Raw genomic sequence first — 14559 nt, 5'->3', positions numbered from 1 at the left:
CTGTTTTAGTTTTCTAAAAGTAGTAAGTCAAATAATTGTTTCCAATTATTTGTAAATGGCAGATTAACCACAGGTTTAGTATTCCCATGCCAAATACTACTGTCATTATTAATAGCTCCTTCCATTAAACTAGCTAACTGCTCAGCAGAATCAGGATTAAAAAAAGATATGTTTTCATAATCACCAACAGTTTCACGAGCGTAACTTAAATCAGCAGAAATGATATATCTATTAAGAAGTTTGCATTCAGTCAAAGGAAGGCCCCAGGTCTCTAATTTAGACGGAAATAAAAGTATTTCTGATTTTGAATATTCGTCAAACAGCTTCTCTCTCGGTAATATCCCTAGAAATTTGATGTTATCTATAGAAGATGCTTGTTCATAAATTTTACTTGCATATTCATTTTCATTACCTGATATCGTGAATTTTACCTCAAAATTTTTTAGTCCTTTCTTATTTAACAATAGGACTGCCTCTACTATAACTTCATAGTTTTTAAATACTCGTGGAAAAGCAGGATATATAAAAGTAATTTTTTCTCTTCTTTCCAAGTAATTCAATGAAGTTGTTTGCGTATTAATACCTGAAGGATAGGCAACAATAATTTTGTCTATAGGTAATAAAAACTTTTTATAAAATTCGTCACGTATCCATTTTTGTTGCACCACAACAAAATCATTACTCTTAATATTTATTTTATAGAGGAAATAATAAAATGCAGAAAATAAAACATGCTTATAATCATATTTCAATTCCTTTAATGACGGTTTATAGAAAATGGAAGGATTATGGCAATAGACAGCCTGTTTAAAACATGAAGTTAATAGTGGAGAAGTATCATGCAACGAAAACCATAAGTAAGGTTTTATTTTTTTAGACTCTCGGTTAAAATAGATATATTCATAGTAGACTCTGTATAACCAACTTTTTCTAGATAGTGGCAATTCAATCAATTCTATATTCGAATAATCAGGCAGTAGTTCTTTTTTATGAATATATACCTTTACATGGTAAGATTCAGAGAAATATTTATTCAACGAATCCAGACATTCTTTTAGAATAGTTAACGGGCCTCCTTCAAATATATTTATAGCGGAGATAACAATTGTTGGTATAATTATTTCTCCCATTTTAATGAAATTGAATTAAAGGCCTTTACTACTTTAGCAGGATTTCCTGCGGCTATACAATGAGGTGGTATACTTTTACTGACGACAGAATTTGCACCAATGATTGTGCCTTCACCTATAGTAACTCCTGGCAATATTGTTACCAATTCACCAATCCAAACATTTTTTGCTATGTGGACTTTACTACCAGTCACAATTCTAGTTTTTGGGACGGAATCAGGATGGCTATGTAACTGATCCCCTGAATAAATTCCATGATTGTGATCTGTTATAAAAACTTTACTGGCAATAAGGACATTATCTTCAATCGTAATGCCATGTACACAACCAATATGCACATAATCATTTACTTCGACGTTTTCGCCAATCACTAACTTCGGTTCTGAAAAACCCGCTATATGCTCACAATCCAATCTTAATCCAACACCAGATGTAAATCCTTTACCTATTTTTATTCTATTTTTTCCTTTAATATAAATTGGAAATCTGATGATACGAGCCTGAGGGTAAAAAATCTTGGTTAATAAAAAATTACATACCAGCCGAAACAACCCATAAAATGTATTGTCAGACCATATTTTTTTAAAATTTCCCATAATTAGTTAAGGCCCAGTAATGTTTTCCAGTTATCATAAAATATACTTGGAGCAAAACGTTTACCATCTATAATGGCCATTTTACTATAGTTAATTCTTAAATTCACGTTTCCCATTAGATCTATTATAGCGTCCGCCAGCTTGATGTAGTTCTGAGGTTCAATTAATATCCCATCTTGTTTATTGATGATAATCTGTCTGGGTCCAGTATCACAATCAAAACTAACGATAGGCAAACCAAAGCATTTTGCTTCTATTAAGATCAAAGGCAAACCTTCGTACCTCGAAGACATAACAAACAAAGCCGCCTCTTTAAAATGGTCGATTACATGTAAGGAAGGGGCTACAAACTCAATACTATCGCTTAGAATCAAATCATTAACTTGCTGATATAATTGTTCTTTCTGGTCCCCCTCTCCTACTATTCTTAATTTCCAATCTGGATGTTTTTTATTTACAATTTCCCAAGCTTTGATTAATAAATCAATGCCTTTTTGATTAGTTAATCTACCTATATTCAAAACACACTTAGACTGCGAATTGTATTCATGTCCACCCACATCAATTGGTACCGGATTTGAAATAACAAGCACTCTTTTTGCATGAAATTTTTGTTGATAGTAAATTCTATCTTCATCTGTAAGTACCACTATTTTATCTGAAAACTTAGAAGCTAATAATTTAGACAAATAATTGACGTAAAAATTATGGTATACTTTGGCATTAAAATGTTCCCATGAAATAATTTTACTATGTTTACCCAGACTAGCAGGAATAGTTTCTAGGCATAAGTTAACCCCTACATTTATTATAAAGTCCGGTTTAATTTCTGCAATGATTGATCTATATATTTTTATTGTAGTTAAGTATTTTTTATAAATATTTATATCTAAGTCAGTATATATCGAATAAATATTTATTCTATCATCTAATTGATAAAAGCTTTTATTTCCTCCCCTTTTAGAAATAATATATACATTTACGCCAATACTAACCAAATAATTACTTAATGTTGCTGTTAAACGTTCCGTACCTCCTGTTCCATTAAGCGTGTCTATATAGAAACAAATTCTCATATATTATTCCGGGCAGTATTATAACTTGTTGAAAATTGGTAAGGTGACGTTTTAATTATCTCGTATAATACAAGTGAAAAAACGTAGGTTATACTAAGAAAAAATATTCTCCAAAACATATAGTTTGAAAACATAATTATGTCATCTATTAATAGATGTGAGAAGAATGCCATTATAGCCATAATGAAATAATAAAAAAACTTGATCTTTTTAAAGTCTATTATTTTATATAATTCTCTCAAGTATCCCACTATAAAGCCTATAATAGCTGAATAAACAATAGCACCGTAGAATCCAAAAAAGTGCAATGATATGTAATTATATCTAGAATTAGCACCGGTGTTGGTTCCATTCTCACGAACGCTGTAATAATAATCAAAAACATCAACACCAATAATTTCTGGAGGCTTAATATTAAAACCTAAATATTTTAAGATTGTGCCCCACCCTGGGTAAAAGGCATAGTGAATAAAAGACTTCTCATTGATACTGGCTAAAACATCATCATTATAACCGAGTAAAAATATATCACCACTAATTAATACACGAAGATATAAAAGGCTTACGGCCGAATTAAAGTCCGTTCCAGCTAGAATCATAATAATCACTACGGGAAACGAAATGAATAATGCCAGATTAAAAATCGATAGCTTTATTTGTTTAGCTTCCCCTTTTAAGACTGCAGGATAGACAATAACAAAGTACTGAAAAAACAAGCCAAATATAGCACTTTTAGAACCATTGGCTAAAGTTGCTATACACAAAAGGGATATAGCTACAATATTGATCAAATTCAAAGATTTCTTTAGTAGGAATGTTTTATAAAAGATAGTAAAAGCTAAGATTAACCTATATGAAGTCACGAAAGCCATTAATATACCATGTCCTTCATAGATATTAACGTGGTTTATCATTTCATCACTACTGAATAGAGCCAGACCAAGAGATTTTATGTTAATAGATTCTGAAACAATATAAATAACACAAACTATAGTAGCAAAAACTTCAAATAATGCCTTATCTTTTTCAATTACCGTATCATAGCTATTTTTAAACACTTTAATTTTAGGAACATACATTGACGAATAAATACCTATAAAGAAAGCAATTTCAGTAGTAATAAAAGACCATTTATACTTTGAATCAAGATAACCTTCATTATATAAAAAATATACGCATACTGCACTACTAATCATATTTAGTATAGAAAAAAATAAAGGATCAAATATTCCCCAATAAATTTTTCTATAAATAAAAAGATAAACAATCGTCACTATTATATGTACTAGTATATAATAGTTAAATTTATCTAACAGTAACAAGGAAAATGAATAATGATCCATATCTATTAACGCAAAAAACTTGCCATCATACGCCTACATTGAGCATATAGGTTGACAGACATCCCCAAATGTTTATTGATAATAGAGTTAATTTCTTCGGCATAATGCTTATCATTATTGGTAGAACTGACTCCTTGCTCGTTATAGATACTAATAATGTCTTCTATATAGCTAAATTTATCTGCATATAAACCATATAGTTTAATATTATATACGTGATCCGCAAAAATCGGGTAATTCAAATCGTATAAATTATTTTTGTACATGTTCTTTGGATAAAAAATAGCCTGATGAGATATATTCCCATAAGCTAAACGCCATTTATTAGTTTTACCGTTATATTTAATATTTGATTGCTTCAAATAAGTATTACCGTAATACAATATTCCTCCACTTTTAAATTTACCAGATATATTCTCTATTGTATTAGTACTATATAACAGATCATCAGCACCTAAAAACAGTAACCAATCGCCTGTAGCCATTCCTAAAGCCTTATTCATAGCATCATATATACCCTTATCTTTCTCACTAACCCATAAAGATAGTTCATTACTATATTTTTTTATTATTTCTAGAGTCCCATCTGAAGATTCTCCGTCTATAATAATATATTCTATATTTCTATAGGTTTGACTTAAAACGCTACTTATAGTAGCTTCAATTGTCTCAACTGCATTATAGACGACAGTAACAATAGTTATTTTTGGATGACTCATTTTATTTTCTAATCAGCTGTTTATAATTCTTATTTTTCATAACTTAACATATATAAAATCTAAATAATAATCTTTAGCAGATTTTATTATTTTCATTATACTAGTGATTGATAAATATCTACAGTTTTTTCAACAGTCGTTGCCCAATTAAACTTTTTAGATCGTTCTAGAGCAAGATTTTTATATTTATTTCTTAATTCTGAATCGTATAAAAATAGTTTTACTGCTTTATGGATACTATGCGGGTCTTGAGGATCAATATACAAAGCAGCATCCCCTCCTACCTCAGGTAAAGAACTTATGTTACTCAATACTACTGCACAGCCGCAGTTAAAAGCTTCTAAAGTAGGTATTCCGAATCCTTCATATCTACTAGGGAAAACAAACATCAAAGCATTTGAATAGAGGCTTGCTAAACCTTCGTCACTAGTGATAGGCCTATAAGAAATTTGGTTCTCTATACCTAATTTCTTAAAATACTCTATTTCTTTAGCATCAAAGCTTCCCCCGCCTGCACAAATTACACGAATATTTTTGTCTAATTTCAGTAACTCCGAAACCGACTCAATGAAAATTGAAAAATTTTTATATGCCCCTCGATTACCAACGAATAAAATATATGGTAAGTTAGATAAGAGTTTATCAGGTACACTCTTATCTTTTAACGAACTTGCCAAGTAGACAACTTCTATCTTGGCAGGGTCTATTTTGTAATAATCTATAATATCATTTTTTGTGGATTCTGAAATTGCTATAACTTTTGATGCTTTATTTAATAAAAGTTTATTAGCCTTAATCAGATTATCAACCCCCGTTAGGTAGTCAGGATATTCATGCCCAAATTTTTCATGAATTAAATCATGAAAGGTCAGCACAAAAGGTTTTTTAAATATCTTTTTTTCAACAAAATAAGTATCGTAATAAGTTGGATGAAATACATCAAAATCATTTTCTCTTATTCGTTGTATACTGTATTTTTTATTTAAAAAACTTTGCAAAGATCCTTTACCTTTGTAATTATAAAACAACTTCTTACTGTACTTAAAAATATCCTTATCATCAGTAAATACATTTTCAGAGTATTTAATAGTATTTTCTATTTCATGACCCAAGCTTTTTATTCCTCTTGATAATTCATAAAAATACCTAGAAATACCCCCAAATTTTTGATTACTATAAATCTGATGATCAAAAAGAATCTTCATATTCGAATATTTCAATTAAAAAACTCATTTAGTATTTTTTTGAATCTACGATATCTTAATACCCAAATATTTGGATTTGAAAACTGATTTCTCAAAGCATATTCTGTAGCCTCGGCACATTCTATAATAAAGGAGGGGTGTTCTAATTCTAGAAGCTGGCCAGCCTTTATTTCATTATGCATATAATCCTTACTTTGAGTATGAGTAGCCCTTTCATCAAAACCAATATTCATAACCAAATTAACATTGGGCAAAATACATAACCCATTATTAATCCATATACTGTAAGTCCATGGGAAGGCCCATGAGCTAATTTTCCAGCTATGAACCATTTCGAAATTCTTTAGCCAATACTTTCTATCTTTTTTTTTAATAAAGAGATCATCTATAGCCTTCGACTTTTTGAATTTTGGAAAGGACGTCATATCAGCGTCATACAATTTCCAAGCTCTACGCCAACTGGCCCATCCCCACACATGACAAATCTTTGTAAAATAATAAGAGCCCTCCCCTCGCTGTTTCCCATTCTGAAAGTTCACTCCACCAATATGCATTACCTCTGTATGATGCTCATAGCGATACAACAACTCACGACAAAAGCTAAAAAAGCTTGCGTCAGGAACGCAGTCATCCTCTAAAATGATGCCCATCGGCTCCTGTTCGAAAAACCAGCTAATGGCAGAACTCACGGCTAAACCACACCCTAAGTTCTTCTGCCGTACTAGTGTCTTTACCTCACAGGGCCAATCCACTCCTTTCAATATAGCCAGACACTGACTAACTCTTTCCGCATCTAATGGATGAGTCCCTCTTGGACCATCCAATGCTACGTATAATGCCTTTGGTTGTACCTCTCTAATCTTTGCAAATACCTGAACTGATAAATCAGGCCTATTGAACATTAAAAATAAAACCGGGACGTCCAGGTAATTTGCATTATTCATAAGTTTCAATAGGTTGGTAATAATGATCTAGTAATGAGTATACTTTTACTTCATAAGTCTTAGCTTTTTCTTTATTTTAATATATCGTAAATACCAAATATTTCTGCTATTAGAGACTGTCTTTAATGAGAATTTCGTAGCTTCTATATCTTCTTCAATTTTATCTGGATGAACTATTTTTAAAAGTGGCTGAGTTACTTTATTGCTATAAATTACATCGTCTGTCTTTGTATGAGTTGCCTCACTTATAAATCCTATATTAGTGATCAAGTTTTGATTAGGTAATATGCATAAACCTTTATGGCTCCATATGGTATAGACCCACTGATAATCCCAAGTATTTATTTTCTTATTTAAAACTAGCTTAAAGTTATCAATCCAGAGTTTCTGATTCTTTTTCCCTTCTATTACTTCGCTAATACTATTATTTGCTTCAAACTGAGTGAAATCAGCCATTTCATAATCATATAGTTTCCAAGCTCTACGCCAACTGGCCCATCCCCACACATGACAAATCTTTGTAAAATAATAAGAGCCCTCCCCTCGCTGTTTCCCATTCTGAAAGTTCACTCCACCAATATGCATTACCTCTGTATGATGCTCATAGCGATACAACAACTCACGACAAAAGCTAAAAAAGCTTGCGTCAGGAACGCAGTCATCCTCTAAAATGATGCCCATCGGCTCCTGTTCGAAAAACCAGCTAATGGCAGAACTCACGGCTAAACCACACCCTAAGTTCTTCTGCCGTACTAGTGTCTTTACCTCACAGGGCCAATCCACTCCTTTCAATATAGCCAGACACTGACTAACTCTTTCCGCATCTAATGGATGAGTCCCTCTTGGACCATCCAATGCTACGTATAATGCCTTTGGTTGTACCTCTCTAATCTTTGCAAATACCTGAACTGATAAATCAGGCCTATTGAACATTAAAAATAAAACCGGGACGTCCAGTTGCATAAAATATGATATTAGGATTCGGTATTTAAATATGTATAGTATTCAATAGGGCTAGAGAACTCATTAAACAGCACTATTTAATGACTAATAAATTTAGTTATTTAAAAGGTACATTTCAGCTGTATATTTTATTCACATTAAAAAAAACAATAAAAAAAATTTACACTTTATCTATAATAAATAGATGTTTAACTTGGGTATAAACTCTTGTAAGAACTACTACTACTAGTCCTATTATTAAAAATACTATTACTCCTATAGCCACTGTCTTAATTAATCCCGTTCGGGTGAATTCTAAAGGCAAAATAGGGTAATCTACAATTTGTAATAGTATAGGCTGCCTTTGCATAGCCATCTTAGTCATCTGTAAATTTTTTGTTAGTTCTGCTAATAAGGCTTTATTAGTCTCAGCATCAACAACCCTTCTTTGCGATTCCACTCTTACTACTTGTTGCGACGGATTTGCATTCGGTGTATTGTCTATGGCTACCGCTACCCCTCGTATGGAAGCATTTAAAGTATTTTTAACAGAGTCGACCTGTCTCTGCAAAATTTCTACGTTTCTTAGATCATTATTACTTTTCGTTTCTTTATAAAACAATGAAACCTGATTCATTAATTCGTCCATAAACGTTTTACAAAAAACCTGGTCATTACCTATAAATCTTGCGTAAATGATATCGCTTTTTCTATCTGGTTTATCAACAAATAAATTACTTTTTACAATGATTTTATAAATACCATTTATAACGCTATCTTCTTGAATTGTTCTTTTAGATTCCTCAGCATTAAATTTAATTGCTGATATATTATTCTTTGACCATTTATCTTTTATTCCATTAATTTCAATATATCTATCGATAATTAATTTGTCACTATTTTTATAGTTTGAATACAATACTTTGTCCAGTATTGATCGAGATCTAAAAAAAGTAATAATGTTATTTTCATCAAATAGAGAACCAGATGTTCCTCCAACGTCTAGTCCTAATTGAGAAGCAATCCCTGAATACCCACCAGAAGGACCATTTCCGCCAGATACAATAAAAGAATACTCTGCCGTATAGTTACCTTTATGAGTATTGTAATAATAGACTCCTCCAGTTAATCCTATAATAGCAAACAAGGCCAAAACCTTCCATTTACTTAAGATATACCGAATCCAATGAATTATATTAATTATCAATTCATTGGTACCAATCGTTTTATTTGCCTTTATATTCTGAAGATTTTCAGACATTCTCTCAATTAGTTAAATAGAAGTAATATTAACGCCTAACAATGGCAAATATAATCGCAGCTAACGAGGCCATACTGGTACCTAATCCGATCCAGCTTTGAGCACTCATAGTTTCTTTCTTTTCTCGCTTGCGGGGAACGTACACCTGAGTACCAGGCTCAATCTCAGGATAGATTTTCCAGAACAAGAAACGACGAGTTGCTTTTACTTCACCATTGGCATGAATAACATAAGACTTACGTTTTATAGCATTCTGAGTAAAACCCCCCACTATTTATAATATAGGATTTAAAACTTCTTTTGTCGAATACAACGTTCTTGGGCCTTAATACTTCACCACTAACCTTTACCAGTTGACTGATCATGGGAATAACAATGATATCCCCGCTCTGCATCAACAAGTCCCACTTGCTTCTAGGGTTTTGCATGATTGTAGGAAGATCTATTCCTATGTTCTCTGCTCCTCTTTGTAGCGTTGCTGCTTTTGTATAGGCGTATGCACTGAACCCACCAGCTCTTTTCACAATATCAGATACTCTTTCGTCCTTACGACTCAAGGTGAAGTATCCGGGATTCATGACCTCTCCCTGAATCTGCACCGATCGCTGAACTTCATACCCAGATACCGAGAAAACAGAGACAATATCGTAGGGTTCTAACTTATATTTTGAAGATTCTAGTGTTAAATTCCTATCAATCGACAAGGTTATAATTTCAGCCAGTTTCGCATCTTTCGCCTGACGGTCACTGTCTTTAATCCGGCGGGCAATTTCTACTCGTTGCGTATTTGCTCCTTCAGATAAGCCTCCCGCCATTAGAATAAGGTCTTCTACCGTCATTCCTTCGGAGAAGGGAAAGTTTCCGCCTTTACGTACGCTTCCATTAACCGTTACGTTATAAGTCTCTCTTAAATCAAAAATGGAAGGAATGGTGATAATATCCTCTCGTTTAAGCTGCAAGGTATCATATTCACCCTGAGCTGCGTTTTTAACCTGAAACTGAATAATCTGAGTTTCATTCTTTTCATTAAGACGCGTCACATACCCCCTTTCTGCAAAGGCATCCTGCTTTAATCCGTCTGCCTGTCTGATTAATTCGGAAAGCTTAAGTCCTGAAGTTAACTCGAATTGTCCCGGGCGATACACGGCACCGTTAATGGTCACCCGGTTTTCAAAGCGATCCAGGATTTGATCGATGATATACTTATCTCCTTTTTGAGGAATGTATGTTTTAATATCCTGATTAACGATGTCTTTTACTTTTTTCTCTGTATCGGTAAGTTGAACTGCTTTAATGCGAGTGGTATAAGCGGAATCGGTAAGGCCCCCGCCGAAATTAATTACGTCCTGTAAAGTCTCTCCTTTTTTCACTTCATAAATGCCCGGACGTTTGATTTCACCTTCGATTGCTACTCGCACCTGATACACAGGAATGCGGATAATATCGTCGTCCTGTAAGTAGATATTGTTCTCAATATCCGCTCGTTGAAGGATATCATAAATATCCAGCACTTTGTGTACACGACCATTTCGAATGACTTCTATTTCCCGGAATGATCCGTTTTGGGTAGGTCCACCCGAAGCGTATAAAGCATTTAGAACAGTTTGAACCGAAGTCATAGGATAGGTTCCTGGCTTCTCTACTTCACCAATGATGGTTACTTGAATGGTTCTGATGTTGGTTAAACTGACATCGACGAAAGTACCGTTGCCAATGGCGTAGTTATTGGCTCTCAGCCGATCTTTAATCAGGTTTGTAGCCTGTTGAAGTCGCTTGCCACCTACGTAGACTTTTCCCATTCCGGGCAGCATCACAAAGCCTTCCGGAGTCACGGATACACGCCAGTCTACCAAGGATTTACCGTATACATTAATCTGTAACTGGTCTCCAGGACCTACGATATAATTGCTGGGGGTAGGTCTATTGGTATTAATATCAAACAGATTAGGACTGGCAAATATTTGGGACCCGTATAAAGGCAATGTCTCTTTTTCAATGGACTTAGGCTTCTCAAATTTGAATTCTTTTCTCCCTTTGACAGTATTAACAATGTCTTTGTTGTCGACATCCAGCTCTCCTTCTTTTTCTTTTAAAGCACTAATTCTGGTTTTCAGTTTAGCTACTTCCTCCTGAGGTAAGCCACGGGATAATACTACTTTTTCGAGCTGATCATCCGCGATACCTTCAGACCTGATTTGCTCTATAATAGCTCTTATCTGATCATCCGATAAAGCATCTACTTTAATCGATGATAAGTTTTCCTGATTAACTACCTGTGCATACGAATGCTGTCCATTAATAAGTATTACGATTAGGGCTAATACTAGTACATGAACAAGTAATTTAAACTTCATTGCTGGAATGATTCAGTTAAGTATGTACTTAATTTATTGATAATCAGATATAAACCTCCATACAGATTAGATCCAGAGGCAGTAGTAAGATTTTTCGGGATGAGTACTCACTCATTCTCAAAAACCTGCTGAAATGAAGAGTCATGGAAGATGAATACGGACTCCATTCGTTCTCTTCATTAAGATTAGGTTCTAAAAAATCAGAAATTTAGTAAATTATTGTGTTTCTAAAAGCATGCTACTTAAAAAGTAACCCTATCTTAAAAATACAATTCTATCACTCTGATTTTATGAAGGTTATCCTTTTAGGGAGCCAGTAACTATTCGAGTAAGAATCTGCATAAGTCGATGTTAGGTTGGTATATTATGTAATAAACGCCTACAAAGTTAACATATTACATGAAAGCGTCATAAAAACTGTTTAAGTCTATGCAAAAACTTTCGATAATGAAAAGACAAAGGAACTTTTAAACCATGGATTGTCCAAGCCTTCATATTCAATCGGTGTTGATCAATAATGTTTTTAACACTTCGATTAGATTCCCCCCCAATTCGCATATGTACCAAACATTCATCGACCCAGTAGGTAGGTAACTGATAAACTCGCATAGCTCTGAACGTCAACTCATAGTCAGCTCCTAAGCGGAAGTTCATGTCGATGTAACCAATCTTATCATATAAAGATCGACGGGCGAAAAAGGTAGGGTGCGGAGGCATTTCGCCGTACTCAAAAAAAGTCTGGTCATACGCTCTCGACTTCCAATTTCGAATTACTTTAGTCAGAGAGGTATCCATGTATTTCAGATTACCATAGACCGCCTCTGCCATCGGATTCGCCTCAAATGACTGCATTATTTTGGACAACACTCCACTGTGAGCATATACATCATCTGAGTTTAAAATACCGATCACATCGCCCGTAGCTCGCTTTAATCCCTTATTCATAGCATCCCAAATGCCCTTATCGGGTTCACTTACCAATTGAGCGATCCGGTCTCTGTAGGGGTTCAGACGAGCCAGGGTATCGTCTTTGGATGCTCCATCAATAATGATATACTCAACAGAAGGATAATCCTGCGACAAAACCGAGCGAACGGTATCTTCAATCGTGGCTGCACCGTTGTAAACAACCGTTATAATAGAAATCTTAGGCAGATCCGACATAGGTATACATGATTCACCAGCTAAAACGATAGGTGAGCGGGCTTAAATAAATTTAAGTTTGCGGGCCGCAAAGGCACACATTTGAAGAAGGATGAAACCGTGTTTGAACCGGGAAATATTGGTATCCCCGTACGTCCGCTCCCGATACCGAATGGGAACTTCCACGATCTTGAGATTTAATTTGAAAGCTCCAAAAATCAGATCAAAATCTCCGAAAGGATCAAAATCTCCGAAGAACTTGCGGTTTTCTATTAAGCGGTAATAATCCGTCCTGAAAATCACTTTCGTTCCGCATAACGTGTCTTTGAACGGTCTGTCCAGTAACCAAGAAAACAGTAGGCTGAAGAATTTGTTGCCTAGCAGGTTAAGAAAACGCATGGCTTTCTTTTCCATCGGATAAACCAACCGCGAGCCATTTACAAAATCCCCTTTCCCGGAAGCAATGGCATTATAAAATTTGGGCAGATCTTCGGGCGGGACGGTTAAATCCGCATCAAGAATCATTAGAATATCACCCGTTGCCACAGCAAAACCATTTCGAACGGCATTGCCCTTTCCTTTGCCATCCTGCTGAAGAATCTTAATATCAAACTGGTCTTTGTATTGCTCTGCTATGCGTTGAATCGTTGCCCAGGTATCGTCCGTTGAGTTACCCTCTACGAAAATAATCTCCTGATGCTTACCAAATTTAGGCATTCGCAACAATGCATTTTCAATATTTCCGCTTTCGTTACGAGCAGGGATAACGATGCTCGTTGAAAAGCGGTTTTCCCACTGCTCCACTTCCTTGAGTGGCTTGGCAAAACTGTATTGATTAATGGATAAATGCCTGATAATCGGCAGTTTGGCTACGTATTTATTGAGAAACGTAGAAATCAGCGGAATATAAAAAGGACATAACATTCGCAAACTGTTCCGGTACACATCAAATCCGGCCAGATTTAGCAAATTGTCCACATCCATGCGGGAAAGCCAGTTCTGACGGGGAGTTTTTCGTTTCAACCCTAACCACTCAGCAAATTTCAGGAAAGGCTCCCAGAGGAAATTATAGTAGTTAACAATGATTTTTGTGCGATCATGGCACAGCGGTCGCAGCTGTTCAAAAAGAGCCTGAACGTCATCAATGTAACCAATCAGATTAGACAGAATAATAAGATCGTAGGTCTCATTCAAGTGGATTTCCTGGGCTGTCATTAATTCAAAACGTACGTCTGGGAACTGCTGACGAGCCACCCGAATCATGCCTTCGCTGAAGTCAATACCCGTTTTGCGTTCGCCTCTGATCTGCCCCAGGAGCTCTCCAGTGCCACATCCGACCTCTAAAACCGACAAATCTTCGTGGGAGAAGTAATTGCAGTAATGGGTAATCTCATCCCAATAGTATTTTTTCTTACGACGGTAAGAGACCTGACTAGAGGCGATCCGTTCAAAATAATCCAGATGGACGAATTTTTCCTGATTCAAAAGCTGACCTGATTCTTGCATAGGGGTAATACTCGAATTGGCAAAAATACAACGCAACGGCTCCCCGCAATCATTGCTCCCCGGATTAATTACATTCCAACGCGAGAAATACCTCTATCTTACTTCGTAAAACATCTGATCACTTTCATCGGTTATAAACCAGACCTCTAAGCCTTTGCCTTCACATTTCCAGGATCAGCAGGGTGTGTTTAGATGCAATGGTATTTCTGACGTACTAACTTTTGTACTATTGTTAAAGCTTCTTTTGATTGTGATGATACTACTATGATTGCCTGGATCAAAGGCTACTGGAGGATAAAGCCTTATTCCAAGGTCTCAAACGCAAGCATTTAGCATTGCA

At 35.0% G+C, this 14559-nt stretch carries 12 protein-coding genes; all 12 read right to left on the bottom strand.

The genetic code is table 11. The annotated features are described in order from the left end of the window. Nucleotides 1-5: 5 nt before the first annotated feature. The gene (locus QE357_RS03730; RefSeq protein WP_309705951.1) at nucleotides 6-1130 is read right to left on the bottom strand and encodes a glycosyltransferase; all 1125 of its coding nucleotides are present in this window, start codon (nucleotides 1128-1130) and stop codon (nucleotides 6-8) included. Beyond that, nucleotides 1118-1726 (bottom strand): hypothetical protein, encoded by a 609-nt coding sequence (locus tag QE357_RS03725; protein ID WP_309705950.1) that lies wholly within the window; start codon nucleotides 1724-1726, stop codon nucleotides 1118-1120. Before QE357_RS03725 ends, QE357_RS03730 begins: the two co-directional genes overlap by 13 nt. A gap of 2 nt (nucleotides 1727-1728) precedes the next feature. Next, nucleotides 1729-2802: a glycosyltransferase family 4 protein gene (locus tag QE357_RS03720; RefSeq protein WP_309705947.1), complete on the bottom strand. Its 1074-nt coding sequence runs from the start codon at nucleotides 2800-2802 to the stop codon at nucleotides 1729-1731. Then, entirely contained in the window at nucleotides 2799-3998 is a 1200-nt protein-coding gene (locus QE357_RS03715) for an O-antigen polymerase (protein WP_309705944.1), read from the bottom strand. Before QE357_RS03715 ends, QE357_RS03720 begins: the two co-directional genes overlap by 4 nt. Nucleotides 3999-4150: 152 nt before the next feature. Continuing rightward, nucleotides 4151-4864, bottom strand: coding sequence for a glycosyltransferase family 2 protein (locus QE357_RS03710; protein ID WP_309705941.1), 714 nt, complete (start codon nucleotides 4862-4864; stop codon nucleotides 4151-4153). A gap of 95 nt (nucleotides 4865-4959) precedes the next feature. Continuing rightward, nucleotides 4960-6069, bottom strand: coding sequence for a glycosyltransferase family 1 protein (locus QE357_RS03705; protein WP_309705938.1), 1110 nt, complete (start codon nucleotides 6067-6069; stop codon nucleotides 4960-4962). An 11-nt stretch (nucleotides 6070-6080) separates the two neighbouring features. Then, on the bottom strand, nucleotides 6081-7013 hold the full coding sequence (locus QE357_RS03700) for a nucleotide-diphospho-sugar transferase (RefSeq protein WP_309705936.1): 933 nt from the start codon (nucleotides 7011-7013) through the stop codon (nucleotides 6081-6083). 45 nt (nucleotides 7014-7058) lie between these two features. Continuing rightward, complete coding sequence (locus QE357_RS03695) at nucleotides 7059-7976, bottom strand: nucleotide-diphospho-sugar transferase (protein WP_309705934.1); 918 nt, start codon at nucleotides 7974-7976, stop codon at nucleotides 7059-7061. A 160-nt stretch (nucleotides 7977-8136) separates the two neighbouring features. Next, nucleotides 8137-9216, bottom strand: a complete 1080-nt coding sequence (locus QE357_RS03690; protein WP_309705931.1) for a hypothetical protein — start codon at nucleotides 9214-9216, stop codon at nucleotides 8137-8139. Between the two features lie 236 nt (nucleotides 9217-9452). After that, entirely contained in the window at nucleotides 9453-11570 is a 2118-nt protein-coding gene (locus QE357_RS03685; RefSeq protein WP_309705929.1) for an SLBB domain-containing protein, read from the bottom strand. A gap of 408 nt (nucleotides 11571-11978) precedes the next feature. Then, entirely contained in the window at nucleotides 11979-12734 is a 756-nt protein-coding gene (locus tag QE357_RS03680; protein ID WP_309705925.1) for a glycosyltransferase family 2 protein, read from the bottom strand. A gap of 42 nt (nucleotides 12735-12776) precedes the next feature. Then, nucleotides 12777-14219, bottom strand: a complete 1443-nt coding sequence (locus QE357_RS03675; RefSeq protein WP_309705921.1) for a glycosyltransferase — start codon at nucleotides 14217-14219, stop codon at nucleotides 12777-12779. Nucleotides 14220-14559 lie beyond the last annotated feature (340 nt).

Source organism: Siphonobacter sp. SORGH_AS_0500 (genome assembly GCF_031453245.1).
Classification (GTDB): Bacteria; Bacteroidota; Bacteroidia; order Cytophagales; family Spirosomataceae; genus Siphonobacter.
The sequence above is the reverse complement of the archived record's forward strand: the minus strand, read 5'-3'. Positions and strand labels throughout refer to the sequence as shown.